Annotated in this window: 19 protein-coding genes; 12 read left to right on the top strand and 7 right to left on the bottom strand. The window is 64.7% G+C overall.

Translation table 11 applies throughout. The annotated features are described in order from the left end of the window. Positions 1-90 precede the first annotated feature (90 nt). A complete protein-coding gene (locus NRG23_RS17590) occupies positions 91-2,184 on the top strand; it encodes a TonB-dependent siderophore receptor (protein ID WP_124301047.1) in 2,094 nt (697 codons plus the stop codon). A gap of 581 nt (positions 2,185-2,765) precedes the next feature. Here NRG23_RS17590 and NRG23_RS17595 read toward each other — a convergent pair. The 4 genes from NRG23_RS17595 to NRG23_RS17610 all read right to left on the bottom strand — a co-directional run bounded on the left by NRG23_RS17595 (position 2,766) and on the right by NRG23_RS17610 (position 8,416). After that, on the bottom strand, positions 2,766-2,966 hold the full coding sequence (locus NRG23_RS17595) for a hypothetical protein (protein ID WP_038630380.1): 201 nt from the start codon (positions 2,964-2,966) through the stop codon (positions 2,766-2,768). Between the two features lie 246 nt (positions 2,967-3,212). After that, a complete protein-coding gene (aguA, locus tag NRG23_RS17600) occupies positions 3,213-4,319 on the bottom strand; it encodes an agmatine deiminase (RefSeq protein ID WP_038630379.1) in 1,107 nt (368 codons plus the stop codon). 4 nt (positions 4,320-4,323) lie between these two features. Further along, on the bottom strand, positions 4,324-5,202 hold the full coding sequence (gene aguB, locus NRG23_RS17605; RefSeq protein ID WP_038582957.1) for an N-carbamoylputrescine amidase: 879 nt from the start codon (positions 5,200-5,202) through the stop codon (positions 4,324-4,326). Positions 5,203-5,503: 301 nt separating this feature from the next. Continuing rightward, positions 5,504-8,416 (bottom strand): aminotransferase, encoded by a 2,913-nt coding sequence (locus NRG23_RS17610; RefSeq protein WP_257371474.1) that lies wholly within the window; start codon positions 8,414-8,416, stop codon positions 5,504-5,506. Between the two features lie 223 nt (positions 8,417-8,639). Between NRG23_RS17610 and rfbB the strand changes: the two genes are divergently transcribed. The 7 genes from rfbB to NRG23_RS17645 all read left to right on the top strand — a co-directional run bounded on the left by rfbB (position 8,640) and on the right by NRG23_RS17645 (position 15,923). Beyond that, positions 8,640-9,722: a dTDP-glucose 4,6-dehydratase gene (gene rfbB / locus NRG23_RS17615; RefSeq protein ID WP_028683831.1), complete on the top strand. Its 1,083-nt coding sequence runs from the start codon at positions 8,640-8,642 to the stop codon at positions 9,720-9,722. Further along, complete coding sequence (gene rfbA / locus NRG23_RS17620; RefSeq protein WP_025808399.1) at positions 9,719-10,594, top strand: glucose-1-phosphate thymidylyltransferase RfbA; 876 nt, start codon at positions 9,719-9,721, stop codon at positions 10,592-10,594. Before rfbB ends, rfbA begins: the two co-directional genes overlap by 4 nt. Continuing rightward, positions 10,591-11,136 carry a dTDP-4-dehydrorhamnose 3,5-epimerase gene (gene rfbC, locus NRG23_RS17625; protein WP_053268033.1) on the top strand — a complete coding sequence of 182 codons (546 nt, stop codon included), beginning with the start codon at positions 10,591-10,593 and terminating at the stop codon, positions 11,134-11,136. Before rfbA ends, rfbC begins: the two co-directional genes overlap by 4 nt. Next, on the top strand, positions 11,133-12,014 hold the full coding sequence (gene rfbD / locus NRG23_RS17630) for a dTDP-4-dehydrorhamnose reductase (protein WP_257371475.1): 882 nt from the start codon (positions 11,133-11,135) through the stop codon (positions 12,012-12,014). Before rfbC ends, rfbD begins: the two co-directional genes overlap by 4 nt. 193 nt (positions 12,015-12,207) lie before the next feature. Continuing rightward, positions 12,208-14,016 carry an ATP-binding protein gene (locus NRG23_RS17635; RefSeq protein WP_009046481.1) on the top strand — a complete coding sequence of 603 codons (1,809 nt, stop codon included), beginning with the start codon at positions 12,208-12,210 and terminating at the stop codon, positions 14,014-14,016. Then, on the top strand, positions 14,013-15,416 hold the full coding sequence (locus tag NRG23_RS17640) for a sigma-54 dependent transcriptional regulator (RefSeq protein WP_009046480.1): 1,404 nt from the start codon (positions 14,013-14,015) through the stop codon (positions 15,414-15,416). Before NRG23_RS17635 ends, NRG23_RS17640 begins: the two co-directional genes overlap by 4 nt. Before the next feature lie 51 nt (positions 15,417-15,467). Next, positions 15,468-15,923 (top strand): YiiD C-terminal domain-containing protein, encoded by a 456-nt coding sequence (locus tag NRG23_RS17645; protein WP_053268031.1) that lies wholly within the window; start codon positions 15,468-15,470, stop codon positions 15,921-15,923. A 153-nt stretch (positions 15,924-16,076) separates the two neighbouring features. Here NRG23_RS17645 and cysQ read toward each other — a convergent pair whose 3' ends face one another. Further along, complete coding sequence (gene cysQ / locus NRG23_RS17650) at positions 16,077-16,904, bottom strand: 3'(2'),5'-bisphosphate nucleotidase CysQ (protein ID WP_053268030.1); 828 nt, start codon at positions 16,902-16,904, stop codon at positions 16,077-16,079. An 11-nt stretch (positions 16,905-16,915) separates the two neighbouring features. Then, positions 16,916-17,482, bottom strand: coding sequence for an ADP compounds hydrolase NudE (nudE, locus tag NRG23_RS17655; protein ID WP_007931715.1), 567 nt, complete (start codon positions 17,480-17,482; stop codon positions 16,916-16,918). Between the two features lie 90 nt (positions 17,483-17,572). Here nudE and yrfG point away from each other — a divergent pair, with 90 nt between their 5' ends. Beyond that, a complete protein-coding gene (gene yrfG / locus NRG23_RS17660; protein ID WP_009046478.1) occupies positions 17,573-18,235 on the top strand; it encodes a GMP/IMP nucleotidase in 663 nt (220 codons plus the stop codon). A gap of 119 nt (positions 18,236-18,354) precedes the next feature. Here yrfG and lysM read toward each other — a convergent pair whose 3' ends face one another. Next, positions 18,355-18,795: a peptidoglycan-binding protein LysM gene (gene lysM, locus NRG23_RS17665; protein ID WP_009046477.1), complete on the bottom strand. Its 441-nt coding sequence runs from the start codon at positions 18,793-18,795 to the stop codon at positions 18,355-18,357. A gap of 138 nt (positions 18,796-18,933) precedes the next feature. Here lysM and NRG23_RS17670 point away from each other — a divergent pair, with 138 nt between their 5' ends. The 3 genes from NRG23_RS17670 (at position 18,934) to NRG23_RS17680 (ending at position 23,100) form a co-directional block, all read left to right on the top strand. Further along, a complete protein-coding gene (locus tag NRG23_RS17670; RefSeq protein WP_009046476.1) occupies positions 18,934-19,821 on the top strand; it encodes a LysR family transcriptional regulator in 888 nt (295 codons plus the stop codon). A gap of 94 nt (positions 19,822-19,915) precedes the next feature. After that, positions 19,916-20,755: a formate dehydrogenase accessory sulfurtransferase FdhD gene (fdhD, locus tag NRG23_RS17675; protein ID WP_009046475.1), complete on the top strand. Its 840-nt coding sequence runs from the start codon at positions 19,916-19,918 to the stop codon at positions 20,753-20,755. Further along, positions 20,752-23,100, top strand: a complete 2,349-nt coding sequence (locus NRG23_RS17680; RefSeq protein WP_257371476.1) for an FdhF/YdeP family oxidoreductase — start codon at positions 20,752-20,754, stop codon at positions 23,098-23,100. The genes fdhD and NRG23_RS17680 overlap by 4 nt, the downstream gene beginning before the upstream one ends. The last annotated feature ends 89 nt before the right edge of the window (positions 23,101-23,189 follow it).

A 23,189-nucleotide genomic window follows, 5' to 3' on the forward strand; every position in this document is an offset into this window, starting at 1 on the left:
GGAACTTTCCAAGAATAATTAACGAAAGTAAATAGCAAGCATTACCATTCGCGACCACTGTTTCCTTCACCCTTCTGGATGCGTTTTTCCATGCCTGCCCCCTTCCGCCTGACTCCCCTCACCCTTGGCTTTTGCGCCTCGCTGACGGCCGGTTTCACCTGCGCCGCCCCGACCACCCTGCCAGCCACCGCCATCAGCGCAGAAGTCGATGCCGACGATCCACGGGTCAAGGAAGTCAGCACCGCGACCCGCACCGCCACGCCGGTGCGCTATGTGCCGCAAGCCATCGACTCGGTGAAGACCAGCAACGTGCTGGACTACGGCATCAACGATCTGGGCACGGCCCTGAGCGGCATTCCCAACGTCAGCAGCGGCGCCGACACTCGCTTCGACAGCCTGCGCATTCGCGGCTTCGACGCCAGCAACGACTTCTACCTCGACGGCGTCCGTGACGACAGCCAGTACGTGCGCGACCTGCACAACATCGAGCGTATCGAGGTGCTCAAGGGCCCGGCGGCGGTGCTTTACGGCCGTGGCAGCCAGGGCGGGATCGTCAACCGGGTGAGCAAGCTGCCGCAGTTCGGCCGCCACTCCAGCGTCGAAGTCAAAGGCGGCAGCGAAGACCTGCGCAGCCTGTATGCCGACCTCAGCGCCGACCCCAGCGAGAACATCAGCCTGCGCCTGAACATGGGCAACCAGGACAACAACAGCTTCCGCGACGGCGTCAGTGGCAGTCGCCAGCTGTTCGCGCCGTCCATGAGCTGGCAGCTGACCCCGGACCTGAACTGGCTGGTGCAGTACGAATACAGCCGCTACAACCGCACGCCGGACCGCGGCATCCCGGGGATCGACGGGCGCCCGGCGGACGTGAGCCGCGACACCACTTACGGCGACAAGCGCGACTACATCGACGACAAGTCCCAGTCCCTGCGTTCCAAGCTCAGCTACGAGCTGAACGACAACTGGCAACTGCGCCATACCCTGAGCCTGTTCAAGCTCAACAGCGATTTCGACAACACCTACCAGACCGGCTACGACAGCCGCACCAAGCGGGTGAACCGCCAGCGCTGGCAGCAGGACCTGAACACCCGCAACATTTACAACAACCTCGAAGTCGAAGGCACCTTCGATACCTTCGGCCTCGAACACCGACTGCTGACGGGTGTCGAGCTGGGCAGCCAGCGACGCGATCCGAAGCTCTACACCGCAGCGGCGGTCAGCGCCGGTGGCCAGGCCGTGCCGTCCCTGGACCCGTTCAACCCGGATAAAAACCTGCGCCATACCGGGAAAATGGTGGCGTCCAGTTACAACCACAGCGAGGTGGAAAGCCGCGCCGTCTATGTCCAGGACCAGCTGCGCCTGAACGATCAGTGGCAAGTGCTCGCCGGCCTGCGCTACGACAACTTCAACGTCGAGACCCACAACAAGCTTCTGGATCGCAAGGACGACCGCGACAGTCACAGCACCAGCCCGCGCCTGGGTGTGGTCTGGACTCCGCTGGAGAACCATTCCTTCTACGCCTCCTGGAGCAAGAGCTTCTCCCCCGTCGGCGGTGGCCTGATCGGCATCACCCCGAACGCCAACGGCAACACCAACGACCTGAGCCCCGAGCGTACCCGGCAGAAGGAAATCGGGGTCAAGAGCGACTGGCTCGACGACCGCTTCAGCACCACCCTGGCGGTCTATGAGCTGGAGCTCTACAACCGCCGCAGCCGCAGCGTGGAAGACCCGAACGTGATCCTGCTGACCGGCCTGCAGCGCTCACGCGGCGTGGAACTGACCGCGGCCGGCAAGATCGTCGGCAACTGGTCGATACGCGGTGGCATCGGCCTGCAGGACGCGACTGTGGTCAAGAGCAATAACGGTGACGAAGGTAACCGGGTGAACAACGTGGCCAAACGCAACGGCAGCCTGTTCGTGACCTGGAAACCGGAAATGGGCTGGTACGCCGAGACCGGCCTGACCCTGGTGGGTGATCGTTATGCCGACAACGCCAATACCGTGATGCTTCCGGGCTATGGCCGCTGGGACGCCCTGGCCGGCTTCCGGCAGAAGGACTGGGACCTGCGGGCCGCGCTGAACAACATCAGCGACCGCACTTACTACTCCTCGGCTACCAGCGCCGGGCAGATCCAGTTCGGCGACCCGCGCAGCCTGGTGGTGACCGGTACCTACAGCTTCTAAAACGCAGCCATGGATGCGGCCAGCCATCGCCTGAGCGCAGTGGCGGCCTGGCGTCCGCTGCGCGGCCGATCGCAGCCTGCGGCAGCGGCTACACACGATCGCGTGTACCGTACTATCGGATTGCACCCTGTAGCCGCTGCCGAGCACCGCGAGGCTGCGATCGACCGCGAAGCGGGCGCTGCTCTTGAGCTCGCTGGAGGTCCTTCGGACCTATCGCAGCCTGCGGCAGCGGCTACACCGATCGCGTGTACCGAACTATCGGATTGCACCCTGTAGCCGCTGCCGAGCACCGCGAGGCTGCGATCGACCGCGAAGCGGGCGCTGCTCTTGAGCCCGCTGGAGGTCCTTCGGACCTATCGCAGCCTGCGGCAGCGGCTACACACGATCGCATGCACCGAAGTATCGGATTACACCCTGTAGCCGCTGCCGAGCACCGCGAGGCTGCGATCGACCGCGAAGCGGGCGCCGCTCTTGAGCCCGCTTGAGGTCCTTCGGACCTATCGCAGCCTGCGGCAGCGGCTACATTCGCGCAAAAAAAAGCGCTGCCATCAGGGCAGCGCTTTTACCAATCCGTTGTTTGCTTATCCTTCCAACACATCCCACAACGCTTCGAGTTCCGCCTCGCTGAACAAACCAGCAGGGTAACGATCGAGGATCATCCGACGCGGGTCGGCTTCCCGGACCTGTCGCGTTCCATTGGACTTCAACCATTGCGCCAGAACCTGAAGCGATTCGTTATTCATTGCCAAGGGATGTGAAGTCCGCTCGCTGACCCTATTCATCTCCAGCGCTCTCTCCCGGTTTGTGAGCGGCTAACTTATCCAAGGTTTATGACAGAACATCGCAGTTCCACCGGCCTCAGAGTGACCTCGCGAGGGATACAAGAGCTATGCCAAGGTCCCGTGATTGCTGGCTTTCGGATACAAAAAAACCCGCAGTCCATCAGGGCTGCGGGCTTGCCGGGCGACGCCGGATTGGATCCATGTAACAACCCGTCAATCAGGCGTCACAGGCTGTTACAACAACACTCAAACCTTGTGCGGCGCCGGTTGCTGTTGGGTAAGGCAATGGATATTTCCGCCCCCCAGTAACAACTCGCGACCCGGCACCATCACCACTTCGTGCTGCGGGAACAGGTTCTGCAGAATCTCCTTGGCCTGGGCATCCAGAGGGTCGTCGAAACTCGGGGCGATGATGCCGCCGTTGACGATCAGGAAGTTCACATAGGAACCGGCCAGGCGCACCGACGGATTACGCTCCTGGGTGCCGTCCACCGGGTCGACGCCCGCGCACTCTTCTTCGGTCGCATACAACGGCCCCGGAATCGGCATCTTGTGCACGGTGAACGGGCGACCCTTGGCGTCGGTGCTGTCTTGCAGCACTTTCAGTGCTGCCTGGCAGCGTGGGTAGTTCGGGTCCTGCGGGTCGTCGGTCCAGGCCAGCAGCACTTCGCCCGGGCGCACGTAGCAGCAGAAGTTATCCACATGGCCGTCGGTTTCGTCGTTGTACAGGCCGTCCGGCAGCCAGATGACCTTATCCACCGCCAGGTTGGCGCTGAGCACCGCTTCGATCTCGGCACGGTTCAGGTGCGGGTTGCGATTGCGGTTGAGCAGGCACTCTTCGGTGGTGATCACCGTGCCTTCGCCGTCGACGTGAATCGAGCCGCCTTCGAGCACGAAGCCCTCGGTGCGGTAACGCGGGCTGCGCTCGATCTCGAGGATCTTGCCGCCCACCTGCGCGTCACGGTTCCACGGCGAATACAGGCCGCCGTCGAAACCGCCCCAGGCGTTGAAATCCCAGTTCACGCCACGGACTTCGCCCTTGTCGTTGATGACGAAGGTCGGGCCGGTATCCCGGACCCAGGCGTCGTCGCTGGACATCTCCACCAGGCGGATATTCGGCACGTCCAGGCGGGCCCGGGCGTTTTCATACTGGCCCGCGGAGACCGCCACGGTCACCGGTTCGAAGCGGGCGATGGCTTTGGCCACCGCTACATGCGCGGCTTGCGCCGGCTTGCCGCCCAGGCGCCAGTTGTCCGGGCGCTCGGGCCAGATCATCCAGGTCTGGGTCTGCGTCGCCCACTCGGCTGGCATGTAGAAGCCGTCGGCGCGCGGGGTGCTGTGCAAAGTGGTCATGGGTTCAGGACTCCAGGGAACCGTCGAGGGTTTTGATCGCGCTGTACAGGTTCGGCCGACGGTCGCGGAACGAACCCCAGGCGCTGCGAATGTGTTCCAGCTCGTCGAGGTCGAAACTGTGGACAAGAATACCTTCTTCAGTCTCGTTCAGTTCTTCAACCTTCTCGCCGAACGGGTTGGCGATGAACGACGAGCCGTAGAAGGTGATGTCGTAGCCGTCCTGCTCTTCGTTGCCGATGCGGTTGCTGGCGATCAGCGGCATCAGGTTGGCGCCGGCGTGGCCTTGTTGCACGCGCTGCCAGTGGTCGCGGGACGAGATGCTCTTGTCGTGGGGTTCGCTGCCGATGGCGGTCGGGTAGAACAGGATCTCCGCGCCTTGCAGTGCCATGCTGCGGGCGCACTCGGGGAACCACTGGTCCCAGCAGATGCCCACGCCGATTTTCGCGTAACGGGTGTTCCACACCTTGAAGCCGGTGTCGCCCGGATTGAAGTAGTACTTTTCGTGATAGCCAGGGCCGTCCGGGATGTGGCTTTTACGATAAATCCCGAGGTTGCTGCCGTCGGCGTCGATGATCGCGATGCTGTTGAAACGCGCACGCCCGGCCAGCTCGAAGAAGCTGATCGGCAGCACCACTTGCAGCTCGCGGGCGACCTTCTGGAAGTGGGCGATGGCCGCGTTGCCTTCCACCGGGGTGGCCAGCTGCAGGTAGTCCGGGTTCGGCTTCTGGCAGAAGTACGGGGTCTCGAACAGTTCCTGGATCAGGATGATCTGCGCGCCTTTGGCGGCGGCCTCGCGGACCAGCTTTTCCGCGGTCTCGATATTGGCTTCGAGGTCCCAGGAACAGGCCATCTGGGTTGCGGCGACGGTAACGATACGGCTCATGAATCATCTCCTGGGCAGCAGCAAAGGACCGATGGTGGCATCGGCCGATGACAGAAAAGGGCAAGGCCGGACGCGGCTTGGCCGGGTCCCGACAGGGATGACTTTATATCCGATAAAAATCGACTTTAGAAGTCATAAAAATATAAATTCAAAAATAAAACCCGATAAATACCGATTCTTATCGATATTTATCGGGTCGTTCTGGGGATGGGGTTGTCTGTTCTGGCGCTATCGCGAGCAAGCTCGCTCCTACAGAGGCTGGCTGCTTGCTCGCGATCCGGGTACGAGGAGATCGAGGGGCTTAGAGCCCCTCGTCCAGCACCTTCGCCAACATGTCGACAAAGAAGTCGACGCTCTGGCGCGTGGTGACCATCGGCGGCTTGATCTTGAGGATGTTCAGGTAGTCGCCGGTGGGCTGCATGAAGATCCCCAGCTCGCGCAGGCGATCGCACAGCAGTGCGGTCTCCTCCGTGGCCGGCTCCAGGGTCTGGCGATTGCGGATCAGCTCCAGTCCCAGGTAGAACCCCGAGCCATGCACCGCGCCCACCAGCGGATAACGCTCGATCAGGGCTTCCAGGCGCTGCTTGAAGTGGCCGCCGACCACCTGGGCGTTTTCCCAGAGTTTTTCTTCCTGCATCACGTCGAGCACCGCCATGCCGATCCGGCAACTCACCGGGCTGCCGCCGGCCGAGGAGAAGAAATAGCCTTCGGCCTCCAGCGCTTCGGCGATCTCCCGGCGGGTGATCACCGCCCCCAGCGGCTGGCCGTTGCCCATGCCTTTGGCCATGGTGATGATGTCCGGCACCACGCCCTGCTCTTCGAAGCCCCAGAAGAACTTGCCCATGCGCCCGTAGCCGACCTGCACCTCGTCGGCGATGCACACCCCGCCCTGGGCGCGGACCAGGGCGTAGACCTGCTTCAGGTAACCCGGCGGCAGGGCGATGCCACCGGCGTTGCCATACACCGGCTCGCAGATGAAACCGGCCAGCTGGCGCTTCTGCTCCGCCAGCTTGGCCAGGTTGTGTTCGACGCTGCGCACGTAGTCCGGAGTGCTGTTCTGGCCGCGGAACTCACCGCGATAGGTATTGGGCGCGGTCACCGGATGCACCCAGTCCGGGCGGCTGCTCAGGGCCTGGGGGTTGTCGGCGATCGAGGTGGACACCGCGTCCGCGCCCACCGTCCAGCCGTGGTAGGCCTCCAGCACGCTGAGCATGTCGCGCCCGCCGCTGTAGGCCCAGGCCAGGCGGATCGCCAGGTCATTGGCCTCGCTGCCGCTGTTGACCAGGAACACCCGGTCCATGGAATCCGGCGCCAGCGCCAGCAGGCGCTCGGAGAACTCGGCAATCGCCGCGTAGTGGAAGCGCGAGTTGGTGTTGAGCAGCGACCACTGGCGCGCGGCCTCGGCGGCCATGCGTGGATGACCGTGGCCGAGCACCGCGACGTTGTTGAGCATGTCCAGGTAGGAACGGCCCTGCATGTCGATCAGGTGGTTGCGCCAGCCGCGCTCGATGCGTGGCGGGTCGACGTAATAGTGCTTCTGCGAGCGGGCGAAACTGGCCTCGCGTCGCGCCAGCAAGGCTTGCGGATCGAGCTCCGGCTCGGCGTCGCAGGCCAGGCCCAGCAGCGCCGCCGGCGACGGGCACAGCGCCTGCCATGCCGCGGCTCGCGATGGCGTACAGAACAGCGGCGGATCAAGCTGCGCGCCACGGCACAGCTGGACCTTGAGCCCGCCGTCCACCGCCCCCAGCACCTGGCCTTTGACCAGCGCCGCGCCGGCATGCACCGAGGGCGTGACGCCCCATAGCCGTACACTCAATTGCGGGCCGTCGAGGCGCAACGCACCGTCGGCGGCACGGTGCAGCACCCCGGCAAAAGGCGCCTCGACCGCCGTGCCCGACGGCACCTGCAACTGCACATGCAACGGGAAGGTGTCCGGCTCGACGGCACTGTCCGGGCAGGTCCGGGACAGGCGATACTGCCCGTAGCGACTGGCCGCCAGCCCATGGGCCGCCGCGGCCTGCTGCAACAGCTGGGTATCGATCTCCGGCTGCTCCCAGTTGCCGGCCTCGAAGTGCGGGCTGAGCACGCCCAGGTCGATCAGGGCGAACTCGCGTCCCACCAGGCCCGGCAACAACGGCGCGAAACCTTCGCCGGCGATGGCCGGCAGCGTCTGGCCGACCGCCCCGAGGATCGCTGCTTCCATCAATTCGAACGGCACCGAGGTGGCGACGCGGAAGATCTCCCATTCGTGGTTCAGGTTGTCGCGGCTGTACTGGTTGTTCGGGTCGATGCTCACCTGCTGTTCGCCACTGAGCACCAGCACCGCGGCGCGGGCCACGATCAGCGGCCACAGCGCCAGCAACTCGGCCTGCTGTAGCGGATTGACCGCGTGATAGGCGCGGACCGCCGGCAGGATGCAGAACGGATCGCCCTCGGCATGGTGCAGCAACGCCGCACAGGTCACCGACAGGTCGGTGATGCGCCAGGTGCGGATCAGGTCGCCGAAATCGATCACCCCCTGCACCTGCCAGTGGCGTTGGGCGTCACGCTGCCAGACCACGTTGTCGTCGGTGATGTCCAGGTGGATCGCCTGCACCGGCAACTGCTCGGCCAGGCGCTGCACGCGGCGCTCGGCCTGCTCGGCCACGTCGGCGATCAGGCTGCGCTGCTGTTCATCGGCGATCACCGGCAACAGGTGCTTGATCAGGCTATGGGCATGACGCGCGTCCCATTGCAGGGTGCGCGTAAGTCCTGGGTGCTGGAAGTCCGCCAGGGCCAGGTCCATTTGCCCGCACAGCCGACCAAAGCCGGCTGCCAGCTCGGGGCCCAGGTGCTTGAGGTGGGTCAGCGCCTGGCCTTCGATGTAGTCGAGCAGCCGCACATGCAGCGCCTGGCCATCGACGTCCAGGGACAGCAGGTCGGCGCCGTTCTTCGCCGGGATCACCCGGGGTACGTGCAGCTCGGGGTGGGCGCCAAGGTGTTTGAGCGCCGCATGCTGGGCCTGCAGTTCCAGGGCCGCGTAGTCGCCACGGCAGATCTTCAGGACAAACCGCCCCTGGGGGCTGTCGAGCCGGTAGTTGAGATCCTGCTGGCTGCCCAACGATTGCAGCGTGCCGCCAAGGCCGTAGTGCACTTCGAGCAGGTCCAGCGCCTGCTGTGGGGTGACCTGCGGACCGGGCAGGCTGGCGCGGTGAATCAACGTGGCGAGCAACATGGAACGACCCCTGGAATTATTGTCAGATGCGTATATCGCCACTGCGCCAGGCGTTACGCAACCCCCAGGCCCGGGCAGTCGACAAGGGCTGCACCGCCGCCGGGAAGCTAAACAGGATGCCAATAGCCGGGCCAGACGTCGGCGCCCCTTGCAGCGGCCGCTGGCTGCCGACAAGCTATGCTCCATTCGCGACTTCATGTCTTAGGGAAGAAGGCCTACCCATATGCGCATTCTCGTTACCGGCGGTGCCGGTTTTATTGGATCGGCGCTGGTTCGCCACCTGATCCGCAACACCGAACACGAAGTGCTCAACCTCGACAAGCTGACCTACGCCGGCAACCTGGAGTCGCTGTCGAGTATCGCCAGCGACACCCGCTACGAGTTCGTCCAGGCCGATATCGTCGACCAGGCCACCGTCAGCGCCCTGCTCGAGCGCTTCCAGCCCCAGGCGATCATGCACCTGGCCGCCGAGTCCCATGTCGACCGCTCCATCGACGGCCCGTCGGACTTCATCCAGACCAACATCGTCGGCACCTACAGCCTGCTGGAAGCCACCCGCGCCTATTGGCAGGCCCTGCCGACGGCGGAGAAAAGCGCCTTCCGCTTCCACCATATTTCCACCGACGAGGTGTACGGCGACCTGCACGGCGTCGACGACCTGTTCACCGAAACCACGCCCTACGCCCCCAGCTCGCCCTACTCCGCCAGCAAGGCTGCGTCCGACCATCTGGTCCGCGCCTGGCAGCGCACCTACGGCCTGCCGGTACTGGTGACCAACTGCTCGAACAACTACGGGCCGTTCCACTTCCCGGAAAAACTCATCCCGCTGGTGATCCTCAACGCCCTGGCCGGAAAGCCGCTGCCGGTGTATGGCAACGGCCTGCAAGTGCGCGACTGGCTGTTCGTCGAAGACCACGCCCGCGCCCTGCTCAAGGTGGTGACCGAAGGCGTGGTCGGCGAGACCTACAACATCGGCGGCCACAACGAACAGACAAACATCGACGTGGTGCGCGGCATCTGCCAACTGCTGGAAGAACTGGCGCCACGCAAGCCCGAAGGCGTGCAGCACTATGCCGACCTGATCACCTTCGTCCAGGACCGCCCCGGCCACGACCTGCGCTACGCCATCGACGCCGGCAAGATCGAGCGCGAACTGGGCTGGGTGCCGCAAGAAACCTTCGCCAGCGGCCTGCGCAAGACCGTGCAGTGGTACCTGGACAACCAGGAATGGTGCCAGCACGTGCAGGACGGCAGCTATCAAGGGCAACGCCTGGGCTTCACTGACTTCAAGGATCTGATCGCATGATGAAAGGTATCGTTCTGGCGGGTGGCTCGGGCACCCGCCTGCACCCGATCACCCTGGGTGTGTCCAAGCAACTGCTGCCGGTCTACGACAAGCCGATGATCTATTACCCGATCTCGGTACTGATGCTGGCCGGCATCAAGGACATCCTGCTGATTTCCACCCCCCAGGACCTGCCGCAGTACCGCAACCTGCTGGGCGACGGCAGCCAGTTCGGGGTGCGCTTCAGCTACGCCGAGCAACCGTCGCCGGACGGCCTGGCGCAGGCGTTCCTGATCGGCGAGGAATTCATTGGCGACGACCCCGTGTGCCTGATCCTCGGCGACAACATCTTCCACGGCCAGCATTTCACCGAGAAGCTGCAGAACGCCGCGGCGAAACCCTCCGGGGCGACGGTCTTCGGCTATTGGGTCAAGGATCCGCAGCGCTTTGGCGTGATCGATTTCGACGAACAGGGCAATGCCCTTTCGATCGAAGAAAAGCCTCTGCAACCCAAGTCCAGCTATGCCGTGACCGGGCTGTATTTCTACGACAACTCGGTGGTCAGCATCGCCAAGGCGGTCAAGCCTTCGGCACGCGGCGAACTGGAAATCACCGACGTCAACAACGCCTACCTGCAACGCGGCGACCTCAGCGTCGAACGTTTCGGCCGTGGCTTCGCCTGGCTCGATACCGGCACCCACGACAGCCTGCTGGAAGCCTCGCAGTATGTGCAGACCATCGAGCACCGCCAGGGCCTGAAAGTCGCCTGCCTCGAGGAAATCGCCTACAACCAGGGCTGGATCGACCGCGAGCACTTGCTCGAGCACGCCAAGTACTTCGGCAAGACCGGCTACGGCCAATACCTCTACAGCCTGGCGGGAGAAACCCAATGAAGGTCCTGGCCACCGAACTGCCCGGCGTGCTGATCATCGAGCCCAAGGTCTTTGGCGACGAGCGCGGTTTTTTCTACGAGAGCTTCAATGCCAAGGCGTTCGAAGCCGCGACCGGCGTGCGCACCCAGTTCGTCCAGGACAACCATTCGCGCTCGCAAAAGGGCGTGCTGCGCGGCCTGCACTACCAGATCGAAAACACCCAGGGAAAGCTGGTGCGGGTCGTCGCCGGCGAAGTGCTCGACGTCTCGGTGGACATCCGCCGCAGTTCGCCACACTTCGGCAAGTGGGTCGGGGTGCGGCTGTCCGCGGATAACCATCGCCAGCTGTGGGTACCGGAAGGCTTCGCCCACGGTTTCGTGGTGCTGAGCGAGTACGCCGAATTCCTCTACAAGACCACCGACTACTACACGCCGGCGTCCGAACGCTGCATTCGCTGGGACGATCCGACCCTGGCCATCGATTGGCAACTCACGGGCCCGGCGCAGCTCTCGGCCAAGGATCAGGCCGGCAAATTGCTCAGCGAAGCCGAGCTGTTCCCATGAGCAGCCGGTTGAAGATCCTGATCAGCGGCCAGCACGGCCAAGTCTCCCAGGCCCTGCAACAGCGCCTGGGCAACCAGCACGAATTGATCGTGCCCGGGCGCGGCCTGCTCGACCTGACAAACCCGGACGCCATTCGCCAACAGGTACGCAGCCTGCGCCCGCAACTGATCATCAACGCGGCCGCCCATACTGCCGTCGATCAGGCCGAGAGCGAGCCGGAGCTGGCCTTTGCGATCAATGCCAGCGCCCCCGGGGTGTTTGCCGAGGAAGCGCGGAAACTGGGGATCCCGCTGATTCACTACTCCACCGATTACGTCTTCGACGGCAGCAAACAGGCCCCCTACACCGAAGACGATGAACCCAACCCACTGAGTGTCTACGGCCAGAGCAAACTGGCCGGCGAACGGGCCATCGACGCAGTCGGTGGCGAACACCTGATCCTGCGCACCAGTTGGGTGTATTCCAGCACCGGCAAGAACTTCCTGCTGACCATGCAACGCCTGCTGCAGGAAAAACCGCACTTGCGCGTGGTGGCCGACCAGATCGGCGCGCCGACCTGGGCCAGCACCATCGCCGCCAGCACCGCCGCCCTGATCGAGCGCTGGCAGGCGGGCCAGCCAGGAGCATGGGGGACCTATCACCTGACCGCTGGTGGCGAGACCTCCTGGTTCGGCTTCGCCCAGGCCATCGGCGAGCACCTGCTGGCCCAGGGCAAGGCCTGCGCGACCCTGGAGGCGATCCCCTCCAGCGCCTATCCGACACCCGCGCCGCGGCCGTTGAATTCCCGTCTCGACTGCAGCCGCCTGGCGCGCGAGTGGGGCGTGGTCCAGCCGGAATGGCGCAGCGCATTGCACGAGTGTCTTGCCGGGCAGGGGTAGGTTCTGTACGGAAAGTCGCCGAGCGGCGATCAGGCAAGGCAAAAACAGGCGAGGAACGGCCGGGGTCGCGCTCGACTGTAGGGGCCTACATGAGCATTCCGAGCCTGTTTTTAACGCGGCATGATCGTCGCGCAGGCAGTTTACGTATAGAACCTAGGCATAATGCGCTTGTACCCACAGGCGCATCGCTCCCATGACTCCACCCCTTCCCCAACGCCCCCGCTGGCGTAGCCTGGCTTTGCTGGCCCTGTGCCTGGCGCCGCTGCTGTGGCCGCTGGAGCATCTGGCCGAGCGTTATTACCGCAGCGAACTGGCGGGCCAGAACCGCCAGACCCTCGACCTCTACGTCGCCAACCTGCTGGGCACCCTGCACCGCTATGAAGTGCTGCCGCAGATTCTCGGCGAGCTGCCGGCGCTGCGCGCGGTCCTCGGGGCGCCGGACGACGGCGTGACCCAGGGCAACGCCAACCGCCTGCTGAAAAACATCAGCGCCCAGACCGGGGCCGAAGTGATGTACCTGATGGACACCTCCGGCAACACCCTGGCGGCGTCCAACTGGGACAAGCACGACAGTTTTGTCGGTCGTAACTTTTCCTTCCGCCCGTATTTCAGCGAGGCCATGGCCGGGCGCCTGGGGCGTTTCTTCGGCCTGGGCACCACCTCGGCCAAGCGCGGTTATTTCTTCGCCGCCGCCGTGCGCAAGGGCGAGAAAATCATCGGTGTGCTGGTGGTCAAGGTCGACCTGGACCACACCGAAAGCCTCTGGGGCAAGACCCCCGAGCAACTGGTGGTCACCGACCACAATGGCGTGGTGATTCTCACCTCGCGGGCGGAATGGCGTTTCCGCTCGACCCGCCCGCTGAGCGAAGACGAAAGCAAGGCCATAGTCGCCATCCAGCCCTACCCGACCCGCGATCCACGGCCGCTGAACCTCGACTCCAGCGCCTGGCTGACCCAGACCCGAGAGATCGACGAAACCGGCTGGAGCGTGAGCATCCTCGCCCCACGCACCCTGATCGACCGCCCGGTGCGCACGGTGGTGGCGGTGGGCGGCGCCACGCTGCTGGTGCTGATGCTGTTGCTCGGGCTGATGATGCAGCGCCGCCGCCACTACCTGGAGCGCATCGCCTTCGAAGCCAAGGCCCGGCGCGAGCTGGAAATGCGCGTGGCCGAACGTACCAGCGACCTGGAAGGCCTCAACCGCCGCCTCAGACAGGAAGTGCTGGAGCGCGAACACGCCCAGCAGGAACTGGTGCGCGCCCAGGACGACCTGGTGCAGGCCGGCAAGCTCTCGGCCCTGGGCACCATGTCGGCAAGCATCAGCCATGAACTCAACCAGCCGCTGGCGGCGATCCGCAGCTACGCGGAAAACGCCGAGGTGCTGCTGGACCACCAGCGCACCGAGGACGCCCGCGGCAACCTCAAGCTGATCAGCGAATTGACCGGGCGCATGGCCTCGATCATCGCCCACCTGCGCGCCTTTGCCCGCCGCGACCGCCACGCGCCGGAAAGCGTTGCCCTGCAACCGGCGCTAGACGATGCCCTGGCGCTGCTGGCCAAGCGTCGACGGGCGATGGAAGTGGAGCTTATCCGCGACCTGCCGGCGGCCACCCTGTGGGTCGAGGCCGGGGAGACGCGCCTGCGCCAGGTGCTCGGCAACCTGCTGGCCAACGCCCTGGATGCGCTGACCGAAAAAGGCCCGCCGCGTAAACTCTGGCTGAGTGCCGAATCCACCGCCACGGGCGTCAATCTGTACATTCGCGACAACGGTCCGGGCTTCTGCATGGAAGCCCTGGGCCGCGCCGGCGAGCCTTTCTACACCACCAAGACCCGTACCCAGGGCCTTGGCCTGGGCCTGGCGATCTGCGACACCCTGATGCGCGCCTTTGGCGGTGAACTGTCGTTCTCCAACCACCGCGAAGGCGGCGCCCTGATTACCCTGCGGCTGCGCGCCGGCGCGCCGGGAGTGAGCCTGCAACCGTCCGAGGACCGCAGCGTATGAGTACACCGATCACCAGTGACGTGCAGGTGGTGTTGATCGACGACGATCCGCACCTGCGCCAGGCCCTGAGCCAGACCCTGGACCTGGCGGGGCTGAAGATCCTGCCGCTGGGCGAAGCCCAGGGCCTGGCCGCGCGCCTGGAGCGCGACTGGCCGGGGGTGGTGGTCAGCGACATCCGCATGCCCGGCATGGACGGCCTCGAACTGCTCAGCGAGCTGCACGGCCAGGATCCTGAACTGCCAGTGCTGCTGATCACCGGCCACGGCGATGTGCCGCTGGCGGTGCAGGCGATGCGCGCCGGGGCCTACGACTTCCTGGAAAAACCCTTCGCCAGCGATGCCCTGCTCGACAGCGTGCGCCGTGCCCTGGCCCTGCGCCGCCTGGTCCTGGACAACCGCAGCCTGCGCCTGGCCCTGAGCGACCGCCAGGAGCTCAGCGCACGGCTGGTCGGGCTGTCCGCGCCGATGCTGCGTCTGCGCGAGCAGATCGGCGCCCTGGCGGCGACCAAGGCCGACGTGCTGATCCTCGGCGAGACCGGCGCCGGCAAGGAAGTGGTGGCGCGGGCGCTGCACGACCTGTCGAGCCGGCGCAACGGTCCGTTCGTGGCGATCAACGCCGGCGCCCTGGCCGAATCGGTGGTCGAAAGCGAACTGTTCGGCCACGAGCCGGGGGCCTTTACCGGCGCGCAGAAACGCCGCATCGGCAAGTTCGAATTCGCCAACGGCGGCACGCTGTTCCTCGATGAAATCGAAAGCATGAGCCTGGATGTACAGGTCAAGCTGCTGCGCATGCTGCAGGAGCGGGTGGTGGAGCGCCTGGGCGGCAATCAACTGATCCCGCTGGACATCCGCATCATCGCCGCGACCAAGGAAGACCTGCGCCAGGCGGCCGACCAGGGGCGCTTCCGCGCCGACCTCTACTACCGCCTGAATGTCGCGCCGCTGCGTATTCCACCGTTGCGCGAGCGCGGCGAAGACGCCTTGCTGCTGTTCCAGCATTTCGCCGACGAGGCCAGCGCCCGCCACGGCCTGCCGCCCCACGAACTGCAACCGGGGCAGCGCGCCCTGCTGCTGCGCCACAGCTGGCCGGGCAATGTGCGCGAACTGCAGAACGCCGCCGAACGCTTCGCCCTCGGCCTGGAGCTGGCCCTGGACAACAGCGCGGCGGAGGGCGGCGCCTCGCAGCCGGCGCCGACGCTGGTCGAGGGCGGCCTGAGCGAACAGGTGGAAAACTTCGAAAAGAGCCTGATCGCCGCCGAGCTGGCCCGCTCCCACAACTCGCTGCGCAGCCTCGCCGAAGCCCTGGGTATTCCACGCAAGACCCTGCATGACAAACTGCGCAAACACGGCCTGAGCTTCGGCGACAGCAGCGCCAGTTCCGGTAGCGACGACATCGATTGAACGATGCCGACTAACCTTGTTAAAGCACCCCTTTCACCATCGAGGCCTTGCATGAACCGCGACAGTCGTCACCTGGAATCCATCCTCCATCACGACATTCCCCTGACGCGGGACATGGGCCTGAAAGTGCTCGACTGGCACGCACATGAGCTGCGCCTGCAACTGCCGCTGGAAGCCAACGTCAACCACAAGAGCACCATGTTCGGCGGCAGCCTCTATTGCGGCGCGGTACTGGCCGGCTGGGGCTGGCTGCACCTGCGGTTGAAAGAAGCGGGGATCGACGACGGGCACATCGTGATTCAGGAAGGGCAGATCAACTACCCGCTGCCGGTGACCAGCGACGCCACGGCGATCTGCGCCGCGCCGAGCGAAGAGGTGTGGCACCGGTTCGTGACTATGTATGAGCGCTACGGTCGCGCGCGGCTGATCCTGCACACCCGGGTGGTGAATGCCGACAGCGATGAAGATGCGGTGCGCTTCACCGGGCAATACGTGTTGCACCGGTAACCCTGTAGCCGCTGGCGCAGCCTGCGATTGGGCTAGGCGGCACTCCGACGAAGCGGCCGTGGATCGACTGACGATATTCTGTCTGACACACCGCGCGGACCGGTTTACGACTGCTGCGCAGCCGATCGCAGGCTGCGCCAGCGGCTACAAAGATCAGCCTCGCGCCAGCTCCAGCAAGCGCCCACGCCATGCGGCCTTGGCCGGCAGCGCCAGGAAGAAGCCATTGAGCAGCGACTCCCGCGCCGGGTAGCAGAACGGCTCGCCACTCAGATCCAGCACCTCGCCTCCAGCGCCCTCCAGCACGCCTTGGGCCGCCGCGGTGTCCCACTGCGAAGTCGGCGCCAGCCGTGGATAACAATCCGCCGCGCCTTCGGCCAACAGGCAGAACTTCAACGAGCTGCCGATGTTCGCCAGCTGCAACTCGCCCAGGGTCGCGCTCAGGCCAGCCAGCAGACGTTCCTGCTCGGGACTGGTATGCCGACGGCTGGCGACCACGGTGAAGGCTTCGCCCGCCGTCAGGCTGTCACGCACGTGGATCGCCACCGGCGCCTCGCCCTTGTCCGCGCGCCAGGACCCGAGGCCGGCGCCGCCGAAATAGCAGCGACCGCTGGTCGGCATCGACACCACGCCGAACACCACCCGCCCCTGTTCGATCAGGGCGATATTGACGGTGAACTCTTCACTGCCAGAGATGAATTCCTTGGTGCCGTCCAGCGGGTCCACCAGCCACCAGCGCTGCCAGCCGGCACGCACGTCCCGAGGGATATCGGCGTCTTCTTCGGAAAGCACCGGGATGCTCGGATCCAGCGCGGTCAGGCCTTGCACGATCAGGTGGTGCGCCGCCAGATCGGCCGCGGTCACCGGCGACTCGTCGGCCTTGCTGGTGATGGCGACGTTGGCGCGCCAGAACGGCAGGATCGCCTCGCCGGCCTTCAAGGCCAGGTCGATCACTGGCGCCAGCAATGGGTGGGGAAAATTCATCGGTTGTTCGCTCATGCTTGAAAGGCGCCGCGCTGGGTCAGCAGGTCGCGGGCCAGGTACAGCGCGGCCAGGGCGCGGCCCTCGGTGAATTGCGGGTTCTGCGCCAGGCTCGACAGCTCGCGCAGGTTGATCTTGTCCACGCGCATCGGCTCGGGCTCATCGCCCTCCAGCCGTTCTTCGTAGAGGTCGGTGGCCAGCACCACCTGGATCTTCTGGCTCATGTAGCCGGGGGACAACGACAGCTCGGTCAGATGCTCCAACTGCCGCGCGCCAAAACCGGCCTCCTCCTTGAGCTCACGTTCGGCGGCCGCCAGCACATCCTCGCCGGGCTCGATCAGGCCCTTGGGCAGGGACAGCTCATAGGCGTCGGTGCCGCCGCAATATTCCTCGACCAGCACCGCATGATCGGCATCGAGCATCGCCACGATCATCACCGCGCCGTAGCCCGCGCCCTTGCCCACCAGACGCTCGTAGGTGCGCTCCACACCGTTGGAAAAGCGCAACTGCACCGCTTCGACGCAAAACAGACGGCTGGTGGCGACGATCTCGCGGGCGAGTACGGTGGGTTTCTGGCGCATACAAAGGCTCCTTGGCGTGAACGCGCTACTATAACGCGGCTTTCCCGATTGTTTGTGTCGGATATCTTTCTACCGTTCGAGACGTTCTCCATGCCTTCACTGCCCTGGCGCGACATCGATACCGTTCTGCTGGATATGGACGGTACCTTGCTGGACCTGCACTACGACAACCACTTCTGGATGGAGCACCTGCCCCAGCGCTACGCCGAGCTGCATGGCGTCAGCCGCGCCATGGCGGAAATGGAACTGCAGCCGCTGTTCGAGCGTAACGCCGGACAATTGCAGTGGTATTGCCTGGACTTCTGGAGCGCCGAACTGAAGTTGCCGGTGCGCGAACTGAAGCTGGAGACCGCCCACCTGATCTCCCTGCGCCCGGACGCCGATACCTTTCTTGCGGCAATCAAGCAGGCAGGAAAGCGCGTGGTGCTGATCACCAATGCCCACCGCGACTCGTTGTCATTGAAGTTGGAAAAAGTAGAGCTGGCGCCCTACTTCGAACGTTTGATCAGTTCCCACGATTACGGTTTCGCCAAGGAGAACCCGCAGTTCTGGGACGCGCTGCAAGCGGATATCGACTTCGATCCGGCACGCAGCCTGTTTATCGACGACACCCTGCCGATCCTGCGCAGCGCGCGGGATTTCGGTGTGGCCCATCTGTTGGCGGTGAGTGAACCGGACAGCCGCAAGGGGCCGAAAGACACGGCGGAGTTTGCCGCGCTGGGAGATTATCGAGAATTGATCGAGGGGCTGTAGAGCAATCCTGTAGCCGCTGCCGCAGGCTGCGATCGACCGTGGAACGGTCGCAGCGATGTTGATCGCTGAAGGTCCTTCGGACCTTATCGCAGCCTTCGGCAGCGGCTACAGGCCGAGCATTACTCGGGAATGCGCAGTACCTGGCCCGGATAGATCTTGTCCGGGTGCGACAGCAGCGGCTTGTTGGCCTCGAAGATTTTGTTGTACTTGTTGGCGTCGCCGTACACGGCCTTGGAAATGGCGCTGAGGGTGTCGCCTTTTTTCACGGTGACAAAACGCGCGGCAGCCGCCACAGGACCGGTGACGGTGATCTGGTCGTCGACGCTGCCGACGCCTTCGATGTTGCCCACGGCCAGCAGAATCTTTTCCTTCTCTTCCTGACTGGCCACTTCGCCGGTCACGATGACCTTGTCGCCTTCCACGGTAGCCTGGACGTTGGGGTTACCCAGGCCGACCTTGGCGATGTGCTCCTTCAACTGTTCGCTCGCATTGGCGTTACCCGGCGTCAACAAATCGATAAGCTTTTCGCCCGCTTCTTTCACAAAGCTAAAAATACTCATGGTGCACACTCCTTGGGTTTAATAGGTCCAGACGCGAAAGACTAGACCAGCCTTCAGAGACGAGGTTCAAAATCGACCAATGACTCTGTGCACGGCAAGCACGCTAGAATCGCCTCCCCCCGCGCCCAGGAAGCGAAGATGGACATCAAACAGCTGAAATTCCTCATCGCTCTCGACGAAACCCGCCACTTCGGCCAGGCCGCCGCGCGCTGCCACATCACCCAGCCGACCCTGTCCATGCGCTTGCGCAACCTCGAGGAAGAACTCGAGCTGCCGCTGGTCAACCGCGGCCAGCGTTTCGAAGGGTTCACCGCCCCCGGGGAACGGGTGCTGGCCTGGGCCCGCAGCGTGCTGGCCGCCTATGACGGGCTGCAGGCCGAGGCGGCCGCCTGTCGCGGCAATCTGGTCGGTACCCTGCGCCTGGGGGTGGTGCCGCTGTCGAGCTTCGACCCGCTGCCACTGATGCAGCGCCTGCACCAGGCGCACCCGAACGTGCGCTTCGAGTTGTCGGCGCTGAGTTCCGAGCAGATCCTCGAACAGCTGGCGAGCAATCGCCTGGATATCGGCGTTTCCTACCTGGAGCGCCTGGACAGCGAACGCTTCGAATCCCTGGCCCTCGGCGAAACCCGCATGGGCCTGCTCTACGACCAACGCTTCTTCAGCTTCGGCGAGCAGCCCCTGAGCTGGGAGGCCGTGATCGAACTGCCGCTGGGCATGCTGACCAGCGGCATGCATTTTCGCCAGTCCATCGACCATAACTTCCACAGCCGCGGCCTCACCCCACAACCGCTGCTGCAGACCGATGCCGTGCATCAACTGCTGCAAGCCGTACATGGCGGCCTGTGCTGCGCGATCATGCCGTTGGACGGCGGCCTGGAAGCCCTCACCGAACACCTGCGCCTGCAACCCATAGCAGACGCCAACACCCTGGCGCACCTGGGCCTGATCATGCGCCGCAGTGCACCGCGCTCGGCCCTCGCCGAGGCGTGCTTTGCCCTGCAGCAGAAATCACCGAGCGAGCCTTGATCGACGGCATCTATCGGCACATCAGTACTAGCAATTAGACGCGACACTTTGACGCGCTTAGTCTTAGGGCTGGATATTCCGCCGGTGATGCCCCATGAAACCCCAGCGCCCGGCTTGCGCGACGCCCACTGCGAAAACGCCCGCGCCCGCCGCCAGTCAGAACTACCGCTACAGCAACCTCGACCACACGGAATCGGCCAGCACCGCGCTCGCCGAGGAAGTCGCGCTGGCGATCGCCTATAACGGCATCAGCCAGGCCGTGATGCTGGTCACCCCCAGCGACCTGGAAGACTTCATCGTCGGCTTCAGCCTCGGCAGCGGCATCATCGGCGACGCCTCGGACATCTACGACCTGCAACTGAGCGGCAGCGGTTCGGCCCAGTACGCCCAGGTACAGATCTCAAGCCGCGCCTTCTGGAACCTCAAGCAGCAACGCCGGCAACTGGCCGGTACCAGCGGTTGCGGCCTGTGCGGCGTGGAAGCCGTGGAGCAGGCCCTGCCGGACCTCAAGGTGCTACCCGGCGCGCCGTTGCCGCCGGCCCAATGGCTCGATGGCCTGCGCCAGCGCATCAGCGCCTTCCAGCCCCTGGGCCAGCACTCCGGCGCAGTGCATGCGGCGGTGTTCATGAACGCCCAGGGCGAGCTGCTGCTGGGCCGTGAAGATATCGGCCGGCACAACGCGCTGGACAAGCTGATCGGTGCGTTGATCCGCCAGAACATACCTACTGCCGGCGGCGTGGCCATCGTCACCAGCCGTTGCAGCCTGGAACTGATCCAGAAAGTCCTGCGTGCCGGCATCCAGACCCTGGTCAGCCTGTCGGCGCCCACCGGCCTGGCCCTGCAATGGGCACGCCGGCACAACCTCAACCTCATTCACCTGCCACAAAAAAGTGCGCCACGGGTCTATAGCCCTGCGATGGAGAAACAAGCGTGACCACTCATCATCAAGCCGACCAGACACCCACCCCGCGCTACAAGCCCTACAAGGGCCCGGCCGGCGGCTGGGGCGCGCTCATCAGCGTCGCCCAGGCCTGGCTGACGAGTGACAACGCACTGAAGAACATCCGCATGATGCTCAAGACCAACCAGAACGGCGGTTTCGACTGCCCGGGCTGCGCCTGGGGCGACTCGCCGGAAAGCGGCATGGTCAAGTTCTGCGAGAACGGCGCCAAGGCGGTGAACTGGGAAGCCACCAAACGCCGCGTGGATGGCAAGTTCTTCGCCAGGCACAGTGTCAGCTCGCTGCTGGAGCAGAGCGACTACTGGCTCGAATACCAGGGTCGCCTGACCGAGCCCCTGAGCTACGACGCCGAGACCGATCGCTATAAGCCCATCAGCTGGGAAGCGGCCTTCGCCCTGATCGGCAAGCACCTGCAAGCGCTGCCCAGCCCGGACATGGCCGAGTTCTACACCTCGGGCCGGGCCAGCAACGAAGCGGCGTACCTGTACCAGCTGTTCGTGCGCGCCTATGGCACCAACAATTTCCCCGACTGCTCGAACATGTGCCACGAGGCCAGCGGCGTGGCCCTGGCGCAAAGCGTCGGCGTCGGCAAAGGCACCGTGACCTTCGACGACTTCGAGCACTCCGATGCGATTTTCGTCTGGGGCCAGAACCCCGGCACCAACCACCCACGGATGCTCGAGCCGCTGCGCGAAGCAGTGAAACGCGGAGCCCAGGTGGTCTGCATCAACCCGCTGAAAGAGCGCGGCCTGGAACGCTTCCAGCATCCGCAGCACCCGATCGAAATGCTCACCAACGGCAACAAGCCGACCAATACCGCCTACTTCCGCCCAGCCCTGGGCGGCGACATGGCGGTGGTGCGCGGCATGGCCAAGTTCCTCCTGCAATGGGAACGCGACGCCCAGAAGACTGGCGCGCCGGCGGTGTTCGATCACGACTTCCTCAATGAACACACCGCCGCCGTGCTGGATTACCTGAGCGTCATCGACGACACCCCATGGGACGAGATCGTCGAGCAGTCCGGCCTGACCCTGGTGGAGATCGAGCGCGCGGCGCGCATGTACGCCAAGGGCAAGAACGTGATCATGTGCTGGGCCATGGGCATCACCCAGCATCGCCATTCGGTGCCGACCATCCAGGAAATCGCCAACCTGATGCTGCTGCGCGGCAACATCGGCCGTCCGGGCGCCGGCCTGTGCCCGGTGCGTGGCCACAGCAATGTGCAGGGCGACCGCACCATGGGTATCAACGAACAGCCGCCGGTGGCCTTCCTCGACGCCCTGGAGCGACGCTTCCAGTTCAAGGTGCCGCGCGAGAACGGCCATAACGTGGTCGAGGCGATCCACGCCATGCTCGAAGGCCGTTCGAAAGTCTTCATCGGGCTGGGCGGCAACTTCGCCCAGGCCACCCCGGACAGCCCGCGGACCTTCCAGGCCCTGCGCAACTGCGACCTGACCGTGCAGATCAGCACCAAGCTCAACCGCAGCCACCTGGCCCACGGCAGGGAGGCACTGATCCTGCCGTGCCTGGGCCGCACCGACATCGACCTGCAAAGCGAAGGCGCGCAAGCAGTGACCGTGGAAGACTCCTTCAGCATGGTCCACGCCTCCAACGGCCAGTTGCAGCCACTGTCACCGCAGATGCGTTCAGAGCCGTCGATCCTCGCCGGCATCGCCGCCGCTACCCTGGGCAGCCACCCGGTGGACTGGAACTGGCTGGTGGCCGATTACAGCCGCATCCGCGACCTGATCGCCGACACCATTCCCGGCTTCAAGGACTTCAACGAGCGGGTGAAAAACCCTGGCGGCTTCTACCTTGGCAACTCGGCCGGCGCGCGGCGCTGGAACACCCCGTCGGGCCGCGCCAATTTCCGCCCGAACCTGCTGCCCAAGGATCTGGTGCATGAGCGCACCCGCGCCACCGGGCAGTTGCCGGACCTGATCATGCAGTCGATGCGTTCCCACGATCAGTACAACACCACCATCTATGGCCTGGACGACCGCTATCGTGGCGTGAAGGGCCAGCGTGACGTGCTGTTCGTCAACGAAGCCGACATCATCCGCCTGGGCTTCAAGCCGGGGCAGAAAGCCGACATCGTTTCGTTGTGGGATGACGGCCGCGAACGCCGGGTCAAGAGTTTCACCCTGCTGGCCTTCGACATTCCGGCGGGGCAGGCCGCGGCCTACTACCCGGAGGTGAACCCGCTGGTGCCGCTGGAAAGCATCGGGGACGGCAGCTACACCCCGACCTCGAAGTTCGTCGCGATCCGCCTGGAGGCGGCCAGCGACAGCGGCTTGATCATGGCCCGGTCGGCCTGATCGGCGAACTCATTGGCCCTGTAGCCGCTGCCGCAGGCTGCTCGTCTCCGCAGGAAGCGTTGTTCTTGAGGGCGCTGGAAGGCGCTATG

The organism is Pseudomonas sp. T8, assembly GCF_024610635.1.
Classification (GTDB): Bacteria; Pseudomonadota; Gammaproteobacteria; order Pseudomonadales; family Pseudomonadaceae; genus Aquipseudomonas; species Aquipseudomonas chlororaphis_I.